Source organism: Xanthobacter sp. (genome assembly GCF_041911315.1).
GTDB classification, from domain to species: domain Bacteria; phylum Pseudomonadota; class Alphaproteobacteria; order Rhizobiales; family Xanthobacteraceae; genus Xanthobacter; species Xanthobacter aminoxidans.
Genome location: NZ_JAYRPE010000022.1, coordinates 64,422 through 84,605, shown reverse-complemented (window position 1 = coordinate 84,605; position 20,184 = coordinate 64,422). Strand labels below are relative to the sequence as shown.

The following is a 20,184-nucleotide window of genomic DNA, read 5'->3' as shown; positions in this document are numbered from 1 at the left end:
GGCCGGCGACCGCAGGGTCGGCGGAGGCGGCATCGGCCGCTGCGTCGGCGGCCAGCATCCGCCGGGCCACCTCGATGCGCGCGGCCTCCGCCTCGGCGGCGGGCAGGCGGCCGGACTTGGCATCGCGGGCCAGTTCGGCCAACTGGTCGCGATAAACCGCGAGGTCCGCCTCCCGTGTCGCCTTCATGGTGCGGGCGCGCGACAGCGGCCACAGCACGGCGAGGGCCGCGACGGCGGTCATGAGGGCGAGGGCCGTGAACAGAGGGAGTGGGATCATCACCTGCGAGCCGTTAGCGGCTGACGATCGTCGTGCATAGGTCACACGCCGTCCCAGCGGCGCGGAGCCGCAGGCGATCAGGCATTCGTGACCGATCCACGCCAGATCGACACCGCTCGGGCGATCCGGTACACCAACCCGAAGTGCGCCGCATCGTGCAGCGCAGCAGGAGGAGATGGGGATGGGCCTGTTCGATCAGATGGCGGGCAGCATGCTCTCCAACATGCTCGGACGCGCCGGTCCGGAGGGCGCCGGCGCCCTCATCGACACGCTGCTCAGCGGCCCCATGGCCTCGGCGCTGCCCGGCATCCTCGACGGCGCTCTGGCGAAGACGCCCTACGGCAGCATCGAGGGCGTGCTGGCGCAACTGCATGAGGCCGGGCTTGCCCACGAGGTGGAGAGCTGGCTGTCCACCGGCCCCAACGTGCCGGTGAGCGCGGACGAGATCGTCAACGCGCTCGGCGCCGAACCCCTCACCGCCATCGCGAACGGGCTGGGCCTCCAGCCGGAGATGCTGCCGGAACTCCTGGCCAAGCACCTGCCGGCCATCATCGATCGCTTCAGCCCCAACGGCGTGCTGGAGCTTCCCGGGCGGTGATTGCCCGGCCGGTGATGATCGGGACGGTGATTTCCGGGACGGGCTGGGCCCGTCCCTTCCGCATCACCTGAAACTCACGTGCACGAAGTCAGGTGCACGAAGTCACTTGCACGACGTCACTTGCACTCCTGCGCCACCCGATCGATGGCCTGGCCGAGGCCGACCAGCGAATATTTGTCGGTGGTCACGTTGCCGCGCAGGGAGGTGGAGGCGACCGTGAGGTCCTTGCCGCGCTTCATGGCTTCCACGAGCTTGGATTCGTCCGCCACGTTGCGCACCCAGGCGCCCTGATCCTTGGTGTAGAGCTGGAGCGTCGCGTTGCCGACCGTCAGGGTGGCGTCCGAGCCCTCCTTCAGGGGGAAGCCCATGGTGACGGTCACTTCGTTCTTCACGTTCTCACCGGGACGGGTGGAGATGAAGAAATAGGCCGGATCACGCTTCAGGCCCTCGGGCGCGCGGGTCTTCGGCTGGGAGATGGCGTAGCAGACCTTCGGACTGGAGGTGGAGACGTAGACGCTCCAGTCGCCGAACTGCGCCACCGCTTTCGACTGAGGCTGACCCTGCGCGACGGCCGGGACGGCTGCGGCGCAGGCGAGGAACACGCCCAGGAGTGCAGGATGGACACGAGGAAGCGTCATGGCTTCTCCTAAATCGCTGGGGCCCTTTAAGGCAATCGGACTTCAGGCTGGCCGCCGGCTGTCGGGTAGCGAGGCAGGCGGTCAAAAAAATGGCGGGGTGGTCTTGCGTTTTCCTAACCCAAAGGCTCGGCTCCGCTCAATGCGCCGGACGTGCGAAGCCGCCCGATTCGTTGCGCCATGGGACTTTGCGAGACTGTCCGGCCGCTCGGTGAAGCGCAAGGCGCAGGGATCGTAAGGGGCCGGTGCCGTCGCGGAAGGGCGTGTTTACCCCGTGCTTCCGCCCGTTTGGGTTAATTTTTGGTAATCCGGTCCCGTCACGCGGGAGAGAAGGAGCGTTCATGAAAGCGGTGGTGTGCGCGCGCCATGGTGCCCCCGAAACCCTCGAGATTCGCGACGTGCCGCAGCCGGTGCCCGGTCCCGGCGAGGTTCTGGTGAAGGTCGCGGCCATCGGCCTCAACTTCTTCGACACGCTCATCATCCGCGATCTCTACCAGGTGAAGCCCGAGCTGCCCTTCTCCCCCGGCGCGGAATATGCCGGCCATGTGGCGGCGCTGGGCGCGGGCGTGACCGGCTTTGCCGTGGGCGATCGGGTGTGCGGCTATCAGACCTACGGCGCGGCGCGCGCGTATGTCGCGGCACCGGCCCAGTTCCTGGCCAAGGTTCCGGACGACGTCGACCTCGTGAAGGCTGCCGGCCTCATCGTCACCTACGGTACGGCGCTCTATGCCCTGCGCGACCGCGGTGAACTGAAGGCCGGCGAGCGGCTCGCCGTGCTCGGCGCCTCGGGCGGTGTCGGCCTTGCGGCGGTGGAACTCGGCCGGGTGCTCGGGGCGCGCATCATCGCCTGCGCCTCCTCGCCGGAGAAGGTGCGCTTCGCCCTGGAGCACGGCGCGGACGAAGGCTTCGACTATGCCTCCGGCGACCTCAAGGCCGCGCTCAAGGCGTTCGGCGGCGAGAAGGGGCTGGACGTGATCTACGACCCCGTGGGCGGCGACATGGCGGAGCAGGCCCTGCGTGCGCTGGGCTCGCTCGGCCGCTTCCTGGTGGTGGGCTTCGCCGCAGGCGAAATCCCGAAGATCCCGCTCAACCTGCTGCTGGTGAAGAATTGCGACATGCGCGGCGTCGCCTTCGGTGCCCATGCCCGGGCCAATCCCGGCTGGCTGCGCGACGCGGTGGCCGAACTGATGGGCTATGCCCGCGACGGGCGCATCTCCGCGCACGTGGACAAGACCTTCCCGCTGGAACACTGCGCCGAGGCCCTCGGCGAGATTTCCGGGCGCCGGGTGAAGGGCAAGGTCGTACTGACCGTGGCGGACTGAAGCTCAGGCCGGGCGGCCTTCCTCCCCGCTCACCTGATGGTCGGGATCGAGGGCTGCCTTGGCCGCTTCATAATGCTCGGGCTTCACGTGGCCGGAGAGCAGCTTCAGCGCGCCCATCAGCACGGCCGCATCGTCGCCGAAGCCCACGAGCGGCAGGAAATCCGGCGCGATGTCGAACGGCAGGACGAAATAGGCCAGCGCGCCGAGCAGCGTCGCCCGCACGCGCAGCGGCGTCTCGCGGTCGAAGGCGGCGTAATAGCTCGCCACCGCGTCCTCGGCGAAGGGGACGTGGCGGGCGGCGCCGCGCATCTTCTTCCAGAAGCCCTTGCGGACGCTGGCCTCGTCTTGCGCGGCCTTGTCCCGCTCGGCGCCCGAGAGGCGGTCGAAATCGTCGGAGTTCAGCGTGTGCGTGGTCATGCCAATGAAATGGGGACCGCGCACAGCGCTGCAAGAGGCGGGTCGTCCTACAGAGGGGCGCCCTACAGGAGAGGGTAGGCCGCTTCGACGAGGTAGGGGCCGCCGCCCACCGAATCCCGCGAGGAGAACAGCACGAAGCGCGGCACGTGGAACGGCGGGGTGCGGAAGGAGCCGCGCGCGGCAAGGTAATCCGCCACCTGCCGTGAGGACGCGTCGCGCAGCCGGGCGAGGGTGACGTGGGGCTTGTAGTTGCGCTCGGCACCGAGGCCGAGCCGCTGCATGATGCGCTCCTGCTCGGCCTGCAATTCCATGAGCGCCGCATTGGCCTTCACCGCCGCGAACACGGCGCGCGGCTTGTGGCCGCCAAACTGGTCCAGCCCGTCCAGCGCGATATCGAAGGCCGGGCGGCGCACCTGCCCGAGCATCAGCATGATGTCGCGGCCGGTGGCGTCGTCCACGTCGCCGATGAAGCGCAGGGTGACGTGATAGTTCTCGGAATCGATCCAGCGCGCGCCGGACAGCCCGCCTCGCAGCATGGAGAGGCCGAGCCCCACCTCGGGGGGGATCTCGATGGCGGTGAACAGTCGCGGCATTGAACCCTCCGCGATGGCCGGCGGAACGGGGCCGGTCTCACGAGGAACCGCGGTGCAACCGCGGGCCCAACGCGTCCAGTGAAGGAGATTCGCGCGCCGAAGGAAAGGGCTCTGCCCCGTCTTCGGCGGCGCTGAAACAAACCGCCCGGCCGAAGCCGGGCGGAATGTCTAGGGCTCAGCGCTGGCCGGGCCGCGGGCGGTTCTGCGGCGCCGCCCGCTGCTGCGGCATGGCCCGCGGCTGCGGACGCATCTGCTGGGGCCTCATCTGCTGCGGCCGTTGCTGAGGCCGCATCTGCTGGGGCCGTTGTTGCGGGCGCATCTGCTGCGGCCTTTGCTGGGGCCGCATCTGCTGGGGCCGCTGCTGCGGGCGGACCTGCTGCGGCCGGTTCTGCGGCCGCACGTTGGCGGGACGGTTGGCCGGCCGGTTCGGCTGGACCGACGGCCGGTTGGGCCGGTTGGGACCCGCGTTCGGATAGCCGGGCCGGTTCGGGCCGGCATTCGGATAACCGGGACGGTTCGGTCCCGCACCCGGAACACCGGGCTGGCCGGGACGGCCCGGACGACCGGGTCCGACGCCGGGAGTGCCGGGATATCCGGGACGGCCCGGACCCGCGCCGGGCTGGCCGGGGATATTGCCGGGCATGCCGGGGCGACCGGGACGGCCGGGGCCGACGCCGGGTGTGCCGGGATAGCCGGGACGACCCGGTCCCGCTCCGGGATAGCCCGGACGGCCAGGCGTGCCGGGAACGACGGGCATACCGGGACGGCCGGGACCAACGCCGGGTCCACCGGGATAGCCGGGCGTGCCGGGACGGCCCGGACCACCGGGATAGCCCGGACGGCCGGGGGCTCCAGGAACAAGCGGCATTCCGGGACGGCCGGGACCGACGCCTGGTCCACCCGGATATCCGGGCATTCCGGGACGGCCGGGACCACCAGGTCCTCCGGGTCCGCCAGGCCAGCCAGGACGACCGGGTCCCCCCGGTCCACCCGGTCCACCCGGCCAACCGGGACCGCCGGGGCCACCAGGACCACCGGGCCAGCCCGGACGACCGGGACCTCCGGGGCCACCCGGCCAGCCGGGACGGACCGGCGGCGGGAAGCCGGGACGGCCGGGAACCCACGGTCCCGGACCCCATGCCGGCGGACGGCCACCCCAGCCCGGACCCCAGTAGGGCGGGCGCACCCAGCGCGGCGGCACGACCCACACCGAATTCCACGGCCGGTTGTTCCAGCCCCAGTTGTTGTTCCAGTAGGAGCCGACCAGCACGCCGGCGCCGAACGCGAGCGCACCGGTGGCGAAGGTGGTGAACACCTCCGAGCTGTCATAGGCCGGCACGTAGATCCGCTCGGGATCCGCCGGCTGGATATAGATGGTGCGCGCCGGGCCGCTGCCGCCGCTGCTGGCGGGCACTTCCTGCGTCGTCACCACCTGCTGCGGCGTCGTCTGCAGGTTGCCGACGGCCTGCGCCTTGGCGCGCAGCATCTGGATGGTGTTGGAGACGTCCTGCGGCTGGGTCGAGAAGGCGAGGCCGAGGGATTCCGACCATTCCATGTGCTCATGGAGGAGCGTGACCACGTCCGGAAAGCGGACCAGCGCCTTCACCGAGGAATCCCAGTTGAAGGCATCCACAGCCGTGAAGTTGCGCTCCTGCACGAGGCCGGGATTGGCGACGATCCAGTTGTAGGCTTCCACCAATTGTTCCGGGAACAGGGTCGCCGGGAACAGGATGGCGAGCAGCGGGTCCGGATAGAGCGCCACCGGGCCGAGCAGATATTCGAGCTCGCTGAGCGAATAGGCCGGCTGCACCTGATCGCCCGGCTGGGGCGGCGGCAGCGGCTGGCCCTGCGGCGGCGGGACGGCGCCGGGCTGGACGGCCGGAGGCCCTCCCTGCGGATAGCCCTGTGCGCCCTGCGGGCCGGGAGGCGGGGTCTGGGCGAGGGCGGGATAGATGGTGGACCAGCCGAACACCGCCGCGAGTGCGATGCGCGAGAGGTTTCCCGTCCGCCCCTTGACGCAGTTTCTTACGGATATGCCACCCATGCGGCCCTCCTTGTGGCGGCGCTTTGACCCTAGGTTAGATCCGCGGGCGCCGTCGTTCCTTGATGTTGCTCTATTTTCTCGGGGTGCGTGCTCAGGGCAGGGGCACGAGGATTTCGATCTCCAGCGCCTCGGGCGAAGCAGTCAGGAGGTCGGTGCGGTAGCGCTCGATGTAGAGGTCGTTCTGCTCGACGTTCTTTTCGTCGAGATAATTGGCGATCTGCTCGTAGGTGTTGTCCATGTCGCCGAACGAGCCGGTATGGACGAACCGCAGAACCTTACCCGCGAAGGAGCCGCCGAGCTTCATGGGCTCCGCCGGCTTCTGCGTGGTGGTGCCCGAGAACGGCACCTGTACCTCATAGTCGAAGCCGCGGTCGTCGCTGGTGGTGTACATGACGAACACTTGGCCGGCCCGCGTCAGGCCCAGCCGCTTCAGCTCGGTGTCGGCCTTGCGGACGGCCTCCACCAGCTTGTCATAGGCGTCTTCCCACGAGGACGAGCCCGAGAGCGTCAGCACCGGCACGGGCGACAGCGTCAGTTCGTCCGGCGCAAAGGTGGATGCGGCGGGCGCGCCGGGTGTGACGGGCGTCGTTTCCACCTTCTTCGGGTCCACCACCGGCGGCGGGGTCAGCGTGTCCTGCCCCTTCTGCGGAGCATCCTGCTGCGGGGCATCCTTGGGCGCCTGCGCGACCGCGGGAGCCGCCAGCGCCATCATGAGCCCGAAAACAACCGCCGCCCGTCCGAGCCTCGTCCCCCAAACGCCCGTCATCGTCCATCCTCCCGCGGGCCGAAGGGCCGCGACGCACTCTGTCTAGCATGTTCTCATGGCGCAGTTCGGCGTGATTGCGGCGCCTTGCGGGCGGCGCGGGGGTGGTGTGATGGACGGAACGGCGCCATATAGGGCAAAGACCTTGTCGGACAGCCCGGACGCCCGTGAACCCGCTCAGCCACCGCCCCTTCGTGAAGATGAATGGTCTCGGCAACGAGATCCTCGTCCTCGACCTGCGCGCCGATCCGGTGGAGGTGCCGCCCGCCGCCGCGCGGGCGCTGGCGCGGCCGTCGGTGCTGCCGTTCGATCAGGCCATGGTGCTCTATCCCCCGCGCCGCGACGACACCGCCGCCTTCGTGCGCATCCTCAACAATGACGGCTCGCTTTCCGCCGCCTGTGGCAACGGCACCCGCTGCATCGCCGCGCTGGAGGCCGAGCGCACCGGCACGCCCCACGTCCTGTTCGAGAGCGAGGCGGGGCTGCTCGACTGCACCGTGCGCCCGGATGGGCAGGTGAAGGTGGACATGGGCGCACCCCGCCTCGGCTGGCGCGACATTCCGCTGGCCCATGAGGTGGGCGATACCGCTTCCGTCCTCGTCCCCGGCTTCGAGACTCTCGGGCCGGCGGTGATGGTGAGCATGGGCAACCCCCACGCCATCTTCTTCGTCGACGATGCCGACGCCATGGATGTGGAAGGTCTCGGCGCCGCGCTGGAGCACCATCCGCTGTTTCCTGAGCGCGCCAACATCTCCTTCGCCAGCCTCACCGCGCCGGATCGCATCCTGCTGCATGTGTGGGAACGCGGCGCCGGCCGCACCCGGGCCTGCGGCACCGCCGCCTGCGCCACCGGCGTCGCCGCCGTTCGCACGGGCCGCACCGGTCGGGCCGTCACGGTGACGCTGCCCGGCGGGCCGCTGGAGATCGAATGGCGTGAGAGCGACGGTCACGTGCTGATGACCGGGCCGGTGGAGCACGAGTTCGCCGGCACCCTCACCCCTGCCATGCTGGGGGAGGCCGCCTGATGGCGGAGGGACCGGGCGTGCAAGCCGGCGTCGAGGTGGTCAATTTCGGCTGTCGCCTGAATGCGCTGGAAGGTGACGGTATCGCCCGCGCCGCCGCGGCCGCGGGGCTTGAGCGCGCCTTCGTGGTGAACACCTGCGCCGTGACGGCCGAGGCCGTGCGGCAGGCGCGCCAGGCCATCCGCCGTGCCCGCCGGCGCGATCCCGCGCTCCGGGTCATCGTCACCGGCTGCGCCGCCCAGACCGAGCCCGCCACCTTCGCCGTCATGGACGAGGTGGATCTGGTGCTCGGCAACGCCGAGAAGGTTTCGACCGCGAGCTGGGCCAGCGCCCGTACCGCCCTCGATTTCGGCATCAGCGCCGAGCAGAAGGTGCAGGTCCAGGACATCTCCGCCGTGCGCGAAGCGACGCCCCATCTCGCCGACCGGTTCGAGGGGCATACGCGTGCCTTCGTGGAGGTGCAGAACGGCTGCGACCACCGCTGCACCTTCTGCATCATCCCGTTCGGGCGCGGCCCCTCGCGCAGCGTGCCCATGGGTGCGGTGGTGGCGCAGGTGGCGCGGCTCGTCGCAAGCGGCCATGGCGAGGTGGTGCTGACCGGCGTCGATCTCACCGCCTATGGCGCCGACCTTCCGGGCGCGCCGACCCTCGGGCGGCTGGTGCGGGCGGTGCTGGCCGGCGTGCCGGAGCTGAAGCGGCTGCGCCTCTCCTCCATCGACGCGGTGGAGGCGGATGCCGAACTGATGCGCGCCCTCGCCGAGGAGGAGCGGCTGATGCCGCATCTGCACCTCTCGCTCCAGTCCGGCGACGACCTCATCCTGAAGCGCATGAAGCGCCGCCACAGCCGGGCCGAGGCGCTGGCCTTCATCGCCGCGCTGCGGCAGGCGCGGCCGGACGTGGTGCTGGGCGCCGACATCATCGCCGGCTTTCCCACCGAGACCGAGGCGCAGGCCCGCGCCACGCGCGACTTCGCGGAGGAGGCGGGCCTCGCCTTCCTCCACGCCTTCCCCTATTCCGCCCGACCGGGCACGGCGGCGGCCCGCATGCCGCAACTCGCCCCGGCGCTGGTGGCCGAGCGCGCGGCGCGGCTGCGCGAGACCGGGGCAGGGCTGCTGCGCCGGCACCTGTCGGCCGAAGTCGGCCGCCGCCGCACCGTGCTGGTGGAAGCCGGCGGGCGCGGACATACCGAACATTTCACCCCGGTGCGCCTCTCGGGCGCAGCCGTGCGCGGCAGCCTCGCCGATCTCAGGATCGCCGGGCACGACGGCGCGCGGCTCATCGCGGCGTGACACATTTCATGGGATCTCGGGCATGAGCCAGCAGGACGGCGGAAACGACAAGAAGAAGCGCGGCTTCTGGGGCTGGCTGAAGGGCGAGCCCGCGGCCGAAACGCCGGTAGCGCCGCCGCCCGACGCGCCTGTTCCCGATGCGGCGGAAGCCGCGCCCGCGCTTGTTGCGCCGGATGTACCGCTGCCGACCTCGGTGGAGAGCGCTGCGGCGGAGCCTGCCGCGCCGCCGGTGCCGGAGCCCGTCGCCGCGTCGCCCGTCGAAGCACCCGCGCTTGAGCCCGCCGAACCCGAGGCGCTTGCCGAGGCTGCGCCGGAGCCCGTCACAGCGGCTGAGCCTGAGCCGGTCGAAATTCCCGCTCCTGAGCCGACCCCGGCCGTCGCGCCCGAAGCTCCTCCGCCCGATCTTCCCCCGCCGTCGCCCGAACCCGTCGCTCCCGCTCCGGCCCCGGAGCCGCGCAAGGGCTTCTGGAGCCGCCTCGCCTCGGGCCTTGCCCGCACCGCCTCCAGCCTTGGGCAGGGCATCACCGACCTTGTTTCCAAGCGCAAGCTCGATGCGGCGACGCTGGAGGAGCTGGAGGAGGTGCTGATCCGCGCCGACCTCGGCGTCGAGACCTCCATGCGCATCGTCGAGGACGTGGGGCGCGGCCGGCACGACAAGATGATCTCGGCCGAGGAGGTGAAGAGCCTCATCGCCGCCGAGGTGGAGCGCATCCTCGCCCCGGTGGCGACGCCGCTGGTGGTGGACACCGCGCACAAGCCGTTCATCCTGCTGATGGTGGGAGTCAACGGATCGGGCAAGACCACCACCATCGGCAAGCTCGCCTCCCAGTGGCGCGCCGAGGGCCGCAAGGTGGTGCTGGCCGCCGGCGACACCTTCCGCGCCGCCGCCATCGAGCAACTGAAGGTGTGGGGCGAGCGCACCGGCGCCACCGTCATCGCCCGCGAGCAGGGCGCCGATGCGGCGGGCGTCGCCCATGACGCCATCACCGAGGCGCGGACCCAGAACGCCGACATATTGATGATCGACACCGCCGGTCGCCTGCAGAACCGCGCCGAGCTGATGGCCGAGCTGGAAAAGGTGGTGCGGGTCATCAGGAAGCAGGAGCCCACCGCCCCGCACGCGGTGCTCCTCGTGCTCGACGCCACCGTGGGCCAGAACGCGCTGTCTCAGGTGGAGGCGTTTGCGCGCATCGCCGGTGTCACCGGCCTCGTGATGACCAAGCTCGACGGCACGGCGCGCGGCGGCATCCTTGTGGCCATCGCGGCGAAGCACAAGCTGCCCATCCATCTCATCGGCGTGGGCGAGGGGCAGGACGACCTCCAGCCCTTTGCGGCGCGGGATTTCGCACGGGCCATCGCCGGGCTGGAATGAGGTCTTTCGCGCCTGTGCGGTAGCGCTCTGCCGCCCTGCTGCCGTTTCGGCACGCGGCGGTTGCGAATCCGCCGTTCCTCGGGAAATGTCGGCCTTGAGCGCCGCCGTGCGCCATCCCGAGGATCGCCGCAATGACCCTGTCTTCCCGACGCCTCTTCTCCCTCTCGCTGGCCGCAGGGACGCTTCTGGCCCTCTCCGGAGCGGCCTTCGCTGCGGAAACGACGCCGCTGTTCAAGATCGTCACGATGAAGGACGAGATCGTCGTCGGCCTCTCGCCGCAGGATGTGGCGGCCCTCGGCGGCAGCGATGTCACCGCCATCGGCAAGGCGCTGAAGGGGAAAGGCGAGGTGACGCTCTGGCGCTATGCGGTGCGCAAGGCCGCCGACGGGGCGCTGGAGCAGGCGCCGGTGGCGCGCGTGAGCATCCTCGGCAATGACAGCCTGCGGGTCGAGCCCTACACGACCCCGCTGAAGATCATCGCGCCCCAATGAGGCGCCTCGTCCTCCTCGCGCTTGCCGTGCCTGTGCTGGCGGGCGAGGCCCGCGCGGAAGACCCGGCGTGGGTCGCCGCCGCCACCGCGCAACTGCCGAAGACGCTGGTGGCCGGCCGCGTTCTGCGCACGGGGGAGCTGGGCCAGACGGCGCTGATCGCCGTCTTTCCCGCCGGGGCGGATGATCCCAGGACACCGGGCAGCGCCTTCGCGCCCGGGCAGGTGCTGGAGGTGACGCTGACGCCTGAGGGCGATGCCCGGAAGGTCGTCTCCGCCACCGTACGCCCGCGCACCCCTCAGGACCCGGCCGGGGACGATCCCTTCGCGGAGGAGCAGGCGGATATCCTCGCCGTTCTGGCGAAGCAGAAGGCGGAGCCGGGTGTCGAGCCCTGCCGGATCAAGGCATGGTCCATCGACATCAGCCGCAAGGGCCTTGCCGTGCGCGCCGCGCCTTCGGCCACGGCGAAGGTGGTCGGCACCCTTGCCCCGCCGCGCCACACGCCCGAGTCCGGACAGGGCGAGGACGACAGCTGGCACGCGGAGTTCGAGATCACCGGCTACAAGGACGGCTGGTTCCGCATTCGCAACGCCACCCCGCCCGGCGCGCCTTACGATGATCCGCCGCCGCGCTCGTACCCGAAGACCTACAAGGGCGCCGGCTGGATTCCGGCGGACAAGGCGGGCGGCGCCTATGCCAACACGCAGATGCCTGTCATGCGCCTGCATCAGGCGCCGAACGTCGATTCCAAAGACATCCCGCCCGGCGATGACGCGGCCGACCCCTCCGGCAATCTGCCCATCGACGGCACGCTGGAGCGCCTCTACGCCTGCTCCGCCAACTGGGCGCTGACCAAGAGCCGGGATGGCAAGCGCGGTTGGTGGCGCGGCATCTGCTCCAACCAGGTCACGAACTGCAGCTGAGGACTAGTCGCGGGGCACCGCCAGCAGGTCCACATGGCCGATGACGCAGCCCTGCGCCAGCGCCCGCGCCTGATGCCAATCGGCTGCGACTTCTGCCGATACGTGCCCGCTCTCCACCGCCGCCTGCGCGGTGCCTTTCGCCAGCTCGGCGATCAGCTGACTGTCGCCGGCACCGAGCCGCCACGGGCTGTCGGCCGTCTCGATGACATAGCCCGCCGCCCCAAGGGCCTCGCCCAGTATGGTGGCGGCCTCCGCGCCAGCGGCGGGGCCAAAGCCCTTGTCGGTGCCCTGATCGGCGCGGAAGGCATCCGCGATTTCGGCATCCGCTGCATGCGGCGGCGACCACGCATCCCGGCCGTCGCACGTCAGCGCCGCATGGAGCACCACGCCGCTGCTGGCGAACGCTGCCGCCAAGCGTCGGCACCAGTCCGCAGACACGAGGTCGTAGAAGGCCGAGGCGGTGACGAGATGGGGCTGGAAGGCCAGCGGCGCGGCGGGGTCGGCGGCGATGTCGCGCAAAGCGAATTCCACCGTCACCTCCTTGCCCGCGAGATCGAGCACCAGCGTTGCCCCGTCCTCCCGCCAGCCGTCAGCGAAGGCGCGAAAGGCGGTCCGGGCGGCCTCGGCGAGGGTGTCGTCGTGGTCCACCAATATCCAGTGCTGGCGCGGTCCGAGCTTCGGCGCGAGCGCCCGCAGATTGGAGCCGGAACCGGCGCCGAGATCGACGATGCGCTGCTCCGCGAGGGACGACAGCCGGGCGGCGAGCTTCGCCTCGAGCGCCGCCGATCGGGCGCGATGGTCGGCGGCCTCCCGCAGGGCGAGCCAGTCGGCGGAGAAGGTCGCGGCAGGGGCGGGGGCCAATTCGCTCATCGGTCGGCGACCTCCATCAGAACCCGACCGATGACGGCCACGGTGTCGGACCAGTCGGGCAGGGCGGTGCCGGCGGCGAAGGCGGCATCGGCCATCGTCCGCCGCCGCGCGGGATCGACGAGCAGCGCGCGCAACGCCGCGGTGAGGGCTTCGGGATCGCCGGGCGGCACCTTCAGGCCGGCCCCGTCCGGGACCGTCTCCCCGGCCGCGCCGCCGGTGGTGCAGATGACCGGCAAGCCGCGCCGCAGCGCCTCTGCCAGCACCATGCCGTAGCCCTCATAAAAGGAGGGATGGACGAAGATGTCGGCGGCGGCATAGGCCTCGTCCAGCCCCGCCACTTGGAGCGCGCCGGCGAGGCGGATGCGGGGGCCGAACCCGGCCGCGCGGGCGGCGATCTCCCGCGCCGTCTCCGGCTCGAAATCCGGGCTGCCGACGATGGTCAGCGTCCAGTCGAGATCCGTGAGGCCGTCGAGGGCGTCGAGCAGCACGCCATAGCCCTTGCGGGGCGTCAGCGACCCCACTGCGATGAGTCGGGGCGGCTGGCCGTCCGCCGGCACGCGGGCCGCCGGGGCGGTGCCGGGCAAGGCGAGGGTGATTTTCTCCGGCGGCACGCCATAGCGCTCCACCAGCATCCGCCGTGTCTCCGGGCTGACGGCGATGACGGCGGCGGCGGCGGCGAGCGCTCCGGCCTCGCTTTCCAGCAGACGGGCCGCGACCTCCTCCGGAAGGCCGGTCTCCAGCGCGAGGGGATGATGCACCAGCGCTACCACGGGTCGGCCCAGCCGCCGCAGGGCCTCGCCCGGCAGGGCGCCGAGGGCGAGACCATCGGCCAGCAGCACGGTGCCGGAAGGCGTCGCAGCAAGAGCGGCGAGAGCCGCCTCGATCTCGTCCGCCGTGGGACAGGGGAAGCCGCCTTCGAGGGAGAGTGGCGTCGCATCGAAACCCTGCGCCTTGAGACCTGCGAGGATGCGCCGGTCATAGGCATAGCCGCCGCTGGGGGTGTCGATGGCGCCGGGATGGACCAGCGCCACCGCCGGCCGCACGGGGGTGCTCACGCGGCGGGGCCGATATCGGCCTCGTACCAGGCGCGGGCGACGTGGGATTCGTGCAGCGACACCCGGATGCGCACGATGCCGTCGCCTCCGGTGCCGAGATCGCCGGAGCGGGCAGCGGCCGCCATGTGGTCGAACACGTGGCGGGCCAGCACCTCGGTGGTGGTGTTGCGGCCGGCGAAGGCGGGCACCTCGTCGAGGTTCTTGTAGTTGAGCGGGCCGAGCACGCCTTTCAGCGCCTCATGGGCGCGGGCGATGTCCACCACCACGCCCTCTTCGGTGAGGTCCTCGCGATAGAAGGCCACATCCACCACGAAGGTCGCCCCGTGCAGCGCCTGCGCCGGGCCGAACAGGTCGCCCCGGAAGGAATGGGCGATCATGATGTGGTCCCGCACCTCTACCGCGTACATGGAATGTCCTTTCTGTCCGGTGGTCCGGCTTCAGCCGTATTTCACGACGGTGGCGATCCCTTCCGCACCGGCTGCGAGAATACGCGGCAGCCGGGCCGGCAGATCATTGAAGGCGACCTCCTCGGTGATGAGCGCATCGAGCCGGTCGTCGGCGAGGAGGTCCAGCGCCTTGAGCAGGCGGCGGCGACGGCTCCAGCGCGGGCGGCGGGCGGGGCTCACGGCCCCCACCTGCGAGGAGAGAATGGCGAGCCGCTTGTGATGGAAGCCGCCGCCCAGCGCCACGTCCACCGGACGGTCGCCATACCAGCTCATCTCGATCACGCGGCCCTCGTCGCCGCAGCAGGCGAGGCAGGCGTTGAGGCCCGCCGAGGAGCCGGAGGTGTGGAAGACGAGATCGGCATCGAGATCGGTCGGGCCGGGCTCGGCGGGCAGGAAACCGGCGCCGAACGTCGCGGCCACCGCCGCGCGGGCGGGATCGGTGTCCACCACCGTCACCTCCGCGCCGGGCAGGCGGCCGCAGAGATAGGTGACCAGCAGGCCGACGAGCCCCGCGCCCACCACCACGATGCGGTCTCCGGGACCGGCGCCGCCGTCCCACACCGCGTTGAGGGCCGTCTCCATGTTGGCGGCGAGGGTGGCGCGCCGCGCCGGCACGGCATCGGGCACCGGGGCCAGCATCTCTGTGAGCGCGACAAACCGCTCCTGATGGGGCGCGAGGGAGAAGACGCGGCGGCCGAGAAGTTCGGGCGGCCCCACTTCCACCGCGCCGACGGCGCAATAGCCGTACTTCACCGGAAACGGGAACTCGCCCTCCTGCAACGGCGCGCGCATGCGCTTGCGATGGACGGGATCGGCGAGCCCGGCGGCCACCAGCCGCTCGGTGCCGCGGCTGATCGCGCTGTATTCGGTGCGGACCTGCGCGGTCGCCTCGTCCACCGCCGGCAGCACACCGGGCCTCAGCTCGCTGATGCCGGGCGCGACGTACCAGAGGGCGCGGGCGAAAACCGAAGCGTGGCAAGTTGACGCAGGATGAACGGCCATGCTTTGGCTCTCGTATACGCTTGGGGTTTCGTCGCCGCGGGCCGCCGGCACCCAGGGAGCTATGCATGTCTTCAAGGTCCGGTCCACTGTCCACGCTTCCGGAGAAACCCGCCCCTGCGTCGGCCACGCTGACGCCGGCCCTGATCCAGCCGCTCTCAACGCTCCGGCGGCGCCGTCTGTTCATGCTGGTCGCAAATCTCGCGACGGTGGCCCTCGTCCTCGCGGGCATGGTGGCGCTGGGCGCCCATGACGGCTTCTCGCTGGTGGATGGGCTGCTGCTGGTCTGCGCGCTCGCCATCACGCCGTGGAATTCCATCGGCTTCTGGAATGCGGCGGTGGGGCTCTATCTGCTGCACGGGCGGCGCCGGGGCGTGGAGGCGGCCGCGCCGTTTCTGGCCCCGCCTCTGCCCGAGGGGCCGATCACGGCGCGCACCGCCATCCTGCTCACCGTGCGTAACGAGGACCCGTCGCGGGCGCTGGCGCGGCTGAAGGCGGTGAAGGCCGACCTCGATCTCACCGGCCACGGCGGCGCCTTCGATTTCCATGTGCTCAGCGACACCTCGCGGCCGGAGATCGCCGCCGCCGAGGAGGCGCTGGTGGCAGCGTGGCGGGCGCAGGAGGGGCCCTCCCGCATCTTCTACCGCCGCAGGGCAGACAATGCCGGCTTCAAGGCCGGCAACATCCGCGCCTTTTGCACGGACGCGGGCGAGCGCTACGACTTCATGCTGCCGCTCGATGCCGACAGCCTGATGGGGGCGGACACTATTCTCTCCATGGTGCGCCTGATGGCGGCCTATCCGCGCCTCGGCATCCTGCAGAGCCTCGTGGTGGGGCTCCCCTCCCAGAGCGCGTTCGGGCGCATCTTCCAGTTCGGCATGCGCCACGGCATGCGCAGCTACACCCTCGGCGCGAGCTGGTGGGCGGGGGATTGCGGGCCGTTCTGGGGGCACAATGCGGTGATCCGCGTGGCCCCCTTCCGCGACGCCTGCCATCTGCCCGAGCTTCCCGGCGGCGCGCCGTTCGGCGGACCCGTGCTCTCTCACGATCAGGTGGAAGCGGTGCTCATGCGTCGCGCCGGCTACGAGGTGCGCGTGCTGCCGGTGGAGAGCGAGAGCTATGAGGAGAACCCGCCCGCGGCCACCGATTTCGTCGGCCGCGATCTGCGCTGGTGCCTCGGCAATCTCCAGTATCTGCGCCTGCTATCCGTGCCCGGCCTCGCCGCTAGCCTCCAGCCCATGAGCCGGTTCCAGCTCGTCTGGGCCATCCTGATGTTCGTGACGGTGCCGGCCCATCCGGTGCTGCTGGCGCTGCTGCCGCTGGCGGCGGCGGAGGCGGGGCCGGCCTATCCCGCCGCGCTCGCCCTGGCGCTCTACGCGGGCATGATGGCGATGGCGCTCCTGCCCAAGCTCGCCGGTGTCGCGGATGTGCTGCTGACCTCGGGCGGCGTCGCCCGTTATGGCGGCGCACTGCGATTTGCGGCGTCCGTGGCGGTGGAGCTGGTGTTCTCCTTCCTGCTCAGCGCCATCACCGCCATGGCGGTGACGCTGGAGATGGTCCGCCTGCTGCTCGGCCGGGTGCGGGCCTCGTGGCGCGCGCAGGCGCGTGATGGCCACGGGGTGGACTTCGCCCATGCGGCCCGGGCGTTCTGGCCGCAGACGGTGTTCGGTCTCGCCGTTCTTGCCGCGCTGCTGGCGGTGCAGCCGGTGCTGGCGCTGTGGGCGGCGCCAGTGCTGGCGGGCTACGTGCTCGCCATTCCCTTCACCATGGCCACCGCCGATCCGCGCCTCGGCCGGCTGTGCGTGCGCCTTGGCCTGTGCGCCGTGCCGGAGGAGTTCCGCCCCAGCCGGGTGCAGCGCCTGCTCGCGGGCGAGAGCTTCGAGGCCCGCCGGGCGGCCTGATCTGAGACGGCGCAGAAACGAAAAGGCCGGGCGCGAGCCCGGCCTTTCCTGATTCTGTGCGAAGGGATGGGATCAGCGCCGGCCGAAGCCGCCGCCAAACCCGCCGCCGAAGCCACGGCCACCGCCGAAGCCTCCGCCAAAGTGGTCTCCACCACCCCAGCTGCCGCCGCCGCCGAAGCGATCGCCGCCGCCGAAGCCGCCGAAGTCGCGGTCGAAGCCGCCGGAGCCGAAGCTGTCGCCACGGCCATAGGCGTCGCCGCCGAAGCCGTCGCCGCCGTAGCTCGACACCCGCTGATTGCTATAGGAGCGGGCCTGCTCCTCGTGATCGAGGCTGGAGGTGTCGCGGGTGGTGTTCTGCCAGCCGGAGGTGGTGTGCTGGCTCCAGCTGCCGTTGTCGTTGTGCTGGTAGACGTTGCCGTCGTGGTCCACCGCCACATGGCCGTTGTCCCAGGCCACCGCGTTGCCGGTCTTGGCATTGCCGGCGACGCCGCGGCTGTTGACGTTCACGTTGCCGTGGTTGTCGGTCACGCCGGTCTGGGAGGCGTGGTAGGTGCCGGTGGTGGGGTTGGCGCCGGCGGATTCACGCCCGGCGGCGGCATTGCCGGTATAGGCGTTGCCTTCCACCCCGGCGCGGCTTTCGCCGCGGGCGCCGGTGGTGGGGTTGTAGCGGCTGTTCTCCCGTCCGGCGGCATAATTGCCGGAATAGGGATTGAACGCGGCGGCCGAGCGGCCGGCGAAGTTGGTGCCGTTGGCCGTGGTGCCGTGCCAGTCGCGGCCTGACCAGTCGGTGCCGTTCCAGGTGGTGCCCCAGGCGTGGTTGACGGTCGCGGCGCCGCCCCAGCGGCCATAGAGGTTGGTCTGGTTCAGGTTGGTGTAGCCCCAGTGGCCGCCCCACGGGCCGTAGGGTCCATAAGGCCCATAGGGACCATAGGGATGCCAGTAGGGACCCCAATAGGGATAGACCGCCGCGCCCCAGCCCCAGCCGGCGGCGAAGCCGAAGGCGAAGCCGGTGTCGAGGCCCAGCGCGAAGCCGGCGCCGACGCCGTAGGTGACCGGGCAGGAATACCAGTCGGCAAAGCCCACATAGCCGACGCAATTGTAGCCGGTGCCGTAGACCACCGTGCCGCCGGGCGCGACCACGACGCCCATGTAGCCGGGGGTATAGCCCACCACCACCGCGTCCGGCGTCGAGCCGTAGATGCGGACGTAGGTGACGTAGTGCATCGGCGAGGACACCGGGATGGTGTAGATCACGTCCGGCACCACGTCGGCGACCCGCCAGGGGCCGGCGGGATCGACGGCCGCGAACCACGCGCCGTTGTTGACCGCATAGAAGCGGTCGGGGGCGAGGCGGATCACCGGCGTTGCGGTGTTCACCGCGTAGGCGAGCGCGGTGCCGCTGATGGGCTCGAACTTGGGCGCGCCCTCATAGGCGACCTTCAGCTCCACGCTGCGCTTCACGGTGGCCGTCTGCGGGATGGTGGCGGCGATGGCCGCTTCCTTCGCCTGCGGCGTGCCCGCGACCGAGACCAGCACGTTGGCCTTCGGATCGTTCGGCGAGATCTTCGAGAAGTCCTTGGGCAGCGCGTTGCTGGCGACGAAGGCCCACGGCCCCTTGAGGTCGGGCGCCTTGAACCAGCGGCCGGAGATCAGGACGTAATAGGAATTGGAGGTGGTCTCCATGAACACCGCATGGTCGGCATTGTTCATGGTGAGCAGGTTGGTGCCGGCGACCGGGAGCATCTGCGGCTGGCCGTCGGTCTGGATCAGCTCGGACGGCTTGGTGACGGCGATGATGGCCGGGGCCGGATTGATGGGCTTCTTGTCGTTGTTGAGCAGCGGATCGGCCGGGGTCTCGGCGATGGCGGCCTTGCCGGCGGAGGCGAGGGCATCGGAGACCTGGGGGGTGACGATCCAGGTGCCGCCGAGGTTCGGCGTCTCATACCAGTGGCCAGCGGCTTCCAGATGATAGGTGCCGGCATCGTCCTTCAGCAGTAGCGGGCGGGTATTGACGACCCGCTGGAAGCCGCTGACGCCCTTGATCGGGCGCAGCACCGGCTCGCCGGCGACCGGAACGAGGATCGTGGTCGTGGTGGCGAACAGGATCTGCGGCGGGGTGTTGTCCACCGGCTGGGTCTGGACCTTGGCCAGTTCCTGGTTCACCGCATAGCTCGCCTGGAGCTGGTCGAGCGGCACGGTCATGCCGTCGGGCGGCAGGCGGGTCTGGAGGGCGGAGCGGATTTCGCCCGCCTTGGCCGGCTCGGTGGGCACCTGCACGCCATCGATGGTGAAGGTGGCGAAATGGACGAGGCCGGCCGGCTTGTCGATGGCGACGCGGGTGGTGAACTTCACCATGCCGTAGGTCGGCGTCCCCGTCTTGACACCGATGGCGACGGCGGCGCGGCCGGACATGGTGTCGCCGGTCCACACGTCGATCTGCGGCTGATAGAGCTGGAGGACCTGATTGTCGGGCAGGTCATAGACGCGCGGCCAGGTCGGCGGCGCGGAGGGCGTGGCTCCGGGCTGGGCCTGCGCCTGAGGTGTCGACTGGGGTTGCTGGGCGTCGGCCGTCGCGGTCCACAGCATCGCCGCTGCAACCAGCGCGGCGGCTGAGGCGCCGCTCCAAAGTCGCTTCATGAACTCCCTCCCTCCCGAAACACCGGGGCGCGCACACCTACCATGTTCGCAGTCGAACGTCAGCGTGGCCGGGCGGCACCTTCGGGTTGCGCCGCCGGGCCGTGGCGCGCGAGGCATGAAGCTCAGCCAGCCCGGGCGCAGCTGCGCTGCCAGGAGAGGCGCGGCCCCTGCCACGACAGGCTGATGGCCTTGCGCGCCGGGCAGGCCCGCGTCGCAGCGTCTGCCCCGCCGCGATCCCAATAGTCGCGCCACTGGTAGGCGACGTTGCGTGCCACGGGCTGGTCCGCCTTCGCCATGGCGGGAGCGGCATCGCCGGGGAAGGCACGCACGAGGTCGCCGCCACCCCAGGCGGCGATGGCGATGAAGGTGGTGGCGGCAGCCGCGATCAGGGATGAGGTCTTCATGGCAGGGTCCGGGGCAGCTCGTTGTTCGACGTCGCGTGGCCGGCTTAGAACGCCGGACCGAGGCAGGTCGTCCCCTCAATGGAGGATGTTTTCATCATGCTTGTACGACGCCGGGGCTGAACCCGTGCC

The 20,184-nt window shown here is 70.8% G+C and carries 20 protein-coding genes; 8 read left to right on the top strand and 12 right to left on the bottom strand.

What is annotated here, in order from left to right; genetic code table 11:
- Positions 1–277: c-type cytochrome biogenesis protein CcmI (gene ccmI, locus ACE3QW_RS09300; RefSeq protein ID WP_374251316.1), on the bottom strand; the 277-nt coding region annotated here is incomplete at its 3' end.
- Between the two features lie 181 nt (positions 278–458).
- On the opposite strand from ccmI, the gene ACE3QW_RS09295 reads away from it, so the two are divergent.
- Positions 459–875 carry a YidB family protein gene (locus ACE3QW_RS09295; RefSeq protein WP_024277241.1) on the top strand — a complete coding sequence of 139 codons (417 nt, stop codon included), beginning with the start codon at positions 459–461 and terminating at the stop codon, positions 873–875.
- 116 nt (positions 876–991) lie between these two features.
- Here the strand turns inward: ACE3QW_RS09295 and ACE3QW_RS09290 are convergent, their stop codons facing one another.
- The gene (locus ACE3QW_RS09290; protein WP_024277242.1) at positions 992–1,513 is read right to left on the bottom strand and encodes an invasion associated locus B family protein; all 522 of its coding nucleotides are present in this window, start codon (positions 1,511–1,513) and stop codon (positions 992–994) included.
- Between the two features lie 338 nt (positions 1,514–1,851).
- Between ACE3QW_RS09290 and ACE3QW_RS09285 the strand changes: the two genes are divergently transcribed.
- Complete coding sequence (locus ACE3QW_RS09285) at positions 1,852–2,832, top strand: NADPH:quinone oxidoreductase family protein (RefSeq protein WP_374251315.1); 981 nt, start codon at positions 1,852–1,854, stop codon at positions 2,830–2,832.
- A 3-nt stretch (positions 2,833–2,835) separates the two neighbouring features.
- Here ACE3QW_RS09285 and ACE3QW_RS09280 read toward each other — a convergent pair whose 3' ends face one another.
- From ACE3QW_RS09280 to ACE3QW_RS09265, 4 genes are all read right to left on the bottom strand, one after another.
- Positions 2,836–3,249 (bottom strand): YkvA family protein, encoded by a 414-nt coding sequence (locus tag ACE3QW_RS09280; protein WP_250165097.1) that lies wholly within the window; start codon positions 3,247–3,249, stop codon positions 2,836–2,838.
- 62 nt (positions 3,250–3,311) lie between these two features.
- Entirely contained in the window at positions 3,312–3,842 is a 531-nt protein-coding gene (gene thpR / locus ACE3QW_RS09275; RefSeq protein ID WP_024277245.1) for an RNA 2',3'-cyclic phosphodiesterase, read from the bottom strand.
- Positions 3,843–4,017: 175 nt separating this feature from the next.
- On the bottom strand, positions 4,018–5,886 hold the full coding sequence (locus ACE3QW_RS09270) for a DUF3300 domain-containing protein (RefSeq protein WP_374251314.1): 1,869 nt from the start codon (positions 5,884–5,886) through the stop codon (positions 4,018–4,020).
- Positions 5,887–5,977: 91 nt separating this feature from the next.
- Complete coding sequence (locus tag ACE3QW_RS09265) at positions 5,978–6,652, bottom strand: GyrI-like domain-containing protein (protein WP_374251313.1); 675 nt, start codon at positions 6,650–6,652, stop codon at positions 5,978–5,980.
- Positions 6,653–6,816: 164 nt separating this feature from the next.
- Between ACE3QW_RS09265 and dapF the strand changes: the two genes are divergently transcribed.
- From dapF to ACE3QW_RS09240, 5 genes are all read left to right on the top strand, one after another.
- Positions 6,817–7,674, top strand: coding sequence for a diaminopimelate epimerase (dapF, locus tag ACE3QW_RS09260; protein WP_374251312.1), 858 nt, complete (start codon positions 6,817–6,819; stop codon positions 7,672–7,674).
- Positions 7,674–8,960, top strand: a complete 1,287-nt coding sequence (gene mtaB / locus ACE3QW_RS09255) for a tRNA (N(6)-L-threonylcarbamoyladenosine(37)-C(2))-methylthiotransferase MtaB (protein ID WP_374251311.1) — start codon at positions 7,674–7,676, stop codon at positions 8,958–8,960. Before dapF ends, mtaB begins: the two co-directional genes overlap by 1 nt.
- A 22-nt stretch (positions 8,961–8,982) precedes the next feature.
- Positions 8,983–10,332, top strand: a complete 1,350-nt coding sequence (ftsY, locus tag ACE3QW_RS09250; protein WP_374251310.1) for a signal recognition particle-docking protein FtsY — start codon at positions 8,983–8,985, stop codon at positions 10,330–10,332.
- Positions 10,333–10,463: 131 nt separating this feature from the next.
- Positions 10,464–10,823: a hypothetical protein gene (locus tag ACE3QW_RS09245; RefSeq protein ID WP_374251309.1), complete on the top strand. Its 360-nt coding sequence runs from the start codon at positions 10,464–10,466 to the stop codon at positions 10,821–10,823.
- Positions 10,820–11,743, top strand: coding sequence for an SH3 domain-containing protein (locus tag ACE3QW_RS09240; RefSeq protein ID WP_374251308.1), 924 nt, complete (start codon positions 10,820–10,822; stop codon positions 11,741–11,743). The genes ACE3QW_RS09245 and ACE3QW_RS09240 overlap by 4 nt, the downstream gene beginning before the upstream one ends.
- A 3-nt stretch (positions 11,744–11,746) precedes the next feature.
- Here the strand turns inward: ACE3QW_RS09240 and ACE3QW_RS09235 are convergent, their stop codons facing one another.
- Genes ACE3QW_RS09235 through ACE3QW_RS09220 form a run of 4 tightly spaced genes read right to left on the bottom strand, consistent with a single transcriptional unit; the run spans position 11,747 to position 15,116 of the window.
- Positions 11,747–12,613 (bottom strand): SAM-dependent methyltransferase, encoded by an 867-nt coding sequence (locus tag ACE3QW_RS09235; protein ID WP_374251307.1) that lies wholly within the window; start codon positions 12,611–12,613, stop codon positions 11,747–11,749.
- Positions 12,610–13,668, bottom strand: a complete 1,059-nt coding sequence (locus ACE3QW_RS09230) for a glycosyltransferase family 4 protein (protein ID WP_374251306.1) — start codon at positions 13,666–13,668, stop codon at positions 12,610–12,612. Before ACE3QW_RS09230 ends, ACE3QW_RS09235 begins: the two co-directional genes overlap by 4 nt.
- Positions 13,665–14,075: a 6-carboxytetrahydropterin synthase gene (locus ACE3QW_RS09225; protein ID WP_024277257.1), complete on the bottom strand. Its 411-nt coding sequence runs from the start codon at positions 14,073–14,075 to the stop codon at positions 13,665–13,667. Before ACE3QW_RS09225 ends, ACE3QW_RS09230 begins: the two co-directional genes overlap by 4 nt.
- Positions 14,076–14,105: 30 nt before the next feature.
- Entirely contained in the window at positions 14,106–15,116 is a 1,011-nt protein-coding gene (locus ACE3QW_RS09220) for a zinc-binding alcohol dehydrogenase (protein WP_374251305.1), read from the bottom strand.
- 65 nt (positions 15,117–15,181) lie between these two features.
- On the opposite strand from ACE3QW_RS09220, the gene mdoH reads away from it, so the two are divergent.
- Positions 15,182–17,014 carry a glucans biosynthesis glucosyltransferase MdoH gene (gene mdoH, locus ACE3QW_RS09215; RefSeq protein ID WP_374251304.1) on the top strand — a complete coding sequence of 611 codons (1,833 nt, stop codon included), beginning with the start codon at positions 15,182–15,184 and terminating at the stop codon, positions 17,012–17,014.
- 72 nt (positions 17,015–17,086) lie between these two features.
- Here the strand turns inward: mdoH and ACE3QW_RS09210 are convergent, their stop codons facing one another.
- The gene (locus tag ACE3QW_RS09210; protein ID WP_374251302.1) at positions 17,087–19,651 is read right to left on the bottom strand and encodes a carbohydrate-binding family V/XII; all 2,565 of its coding nucleotides are present in this window, start codon (positions 19,649–19,651) and stop codon (positions 17,087–17,089) included.
- Between the two features lie 122 nt (positions 19,652–19,773).
- Positions 19,774–20,055 carry a hypothetical protein gene (locus ACE3QW_RS09205; protein ID WP_374251301.1) on the bottom strand — a complete coding sequence of 94 codons (282 nt, stop codon included), beginning with the start codon at positions 20,053–20,055 and terminating at the stop codon, positions 19,774–19,776.
- Positions 20,056–20,184 lie beyond the last annotated feature (129 nt).

Bases quoted from the DNA above. Each gene is read 5' to 3' on its own strand.
- ACE3QW_RS09235 (WP_374251307.1), bottom strand. From the start codon at position 12,613: ATGAGCGAATTGGCCCCCGCCCCTGCCGCGACCTTCTCCGCCGACTGG.
- ACE3QW_RS09290 (WP_024277242.1), bottom strand. From the start codon at position 1,513: ATGACGCTTCCTCGTGTCCATCCTGCACTCCTGGGCGTGTTCCTCGCC.
- ACE3QW_RS09280 (WP_250165097.1), bottom strand. From the start codon at position 3,249: ATGACCACGCACACGCTGAACTCCGACGATTTCGACCGCCTCTCGGGC.
- ACE3QW_RS09220 (WP_374251305.1), bottom strand. From the start codon at position 15,116: ATGGCCGTTCATCCTGCGTCAACTTGCCACGCTTCGGTTTTCGCCCGC.
- ACE3QW_RS09270 (WP_374251314.1), bottom strand. From the start codon at position 5,886: ATGGGTGGCATATCCGTAAGAAACTGCGTCAAGGGGCGGACGGGAAAC.
- ACE3QW_RS09225 (WP_024277257.1), bottom strand. From the start codon at position 14,075: ATGTACGCGGTAGAGGTGCGGGACCACATCATGATCGCCCATTCCTTC.
- ACE3QW_RS09240 (WP_374251308.1), top strand. From the start codon at position 10,820: ATGAGGCGCCTCGTCCTCCTCGCGCTTGCCGTGCCTGTGCTGGCGGGC.
- thpR (WP_024277245.1), bottom strand. From the start codon at position 3,842: ATGCCGCGACTGTTCACCGCCATCGAGATCCCCCCCGAGGTGGGGCTC.
- mtaB (WP_374251311.1), top strand. From the start codon at position 7,674: ATGGCGGAGGGACCGGGCGTGCAAGCCGGCGTCGAGGTGGTCAATTTC.
- ACE3QW_RS09265 (WP_374251313.1), bottom strand. From the start codon at position 6,652: ATGACGGGCGTTTGGGGGACGAGGCTCGGACGGGCGGCGGTTGTTTTC.
- mdoH (WP_374251304.1), top strand. From the start codon at position 15,182: ATGTCTTCAAGGTCCGGTCCACTGTCCACGCTTCCGGAGAAACCCGCC.
- ACE3QW_RS09285 (WP_374251315.1), top strand. From the start codon at position 1,852: ATGAAAGCGGTGGTGTGCGCGCGCCATGGTGCCCCCGAAACCCTCGAG.
- ACE3QW_RS09205 (WP_374251301.1), bottom strand. From the start codon at position 20,055: ATGAAGACCTCATCCCTGATCGCGGCTGCCGCCACCACCTTCATCGCC.
- ACE3QW_RS09295 (WP_024277241.1), top strand. From the start codon at position 459: ATGGGCCTGTTCGATCAGATGGCGGGCAGCATGCTCTCCAACATGCTC.
- ACE3QW_RS09210 (WP_374251302.1), bottom strand. From the start codon at position 19,651: ATGAAGCGACTTTGGAGCGGCGCCTCAGCCGCCGCGCTGGTTGCAGCG.
- ftsY (WP_374251310.1), top strand. From the start codon at position 8,983: ATGAGCCAGCAGGACGGCGGAAACGACAAGAAGAAGCGCGGCTTCTGG.
- ACE3QW_RS09245 (WP_374251309.1), top strand. From the start codon at position 10,464: ATGACCCTGTCTTCCCGACGCCTCTTCTCCCTCTCGCTGGCCGCAGGG.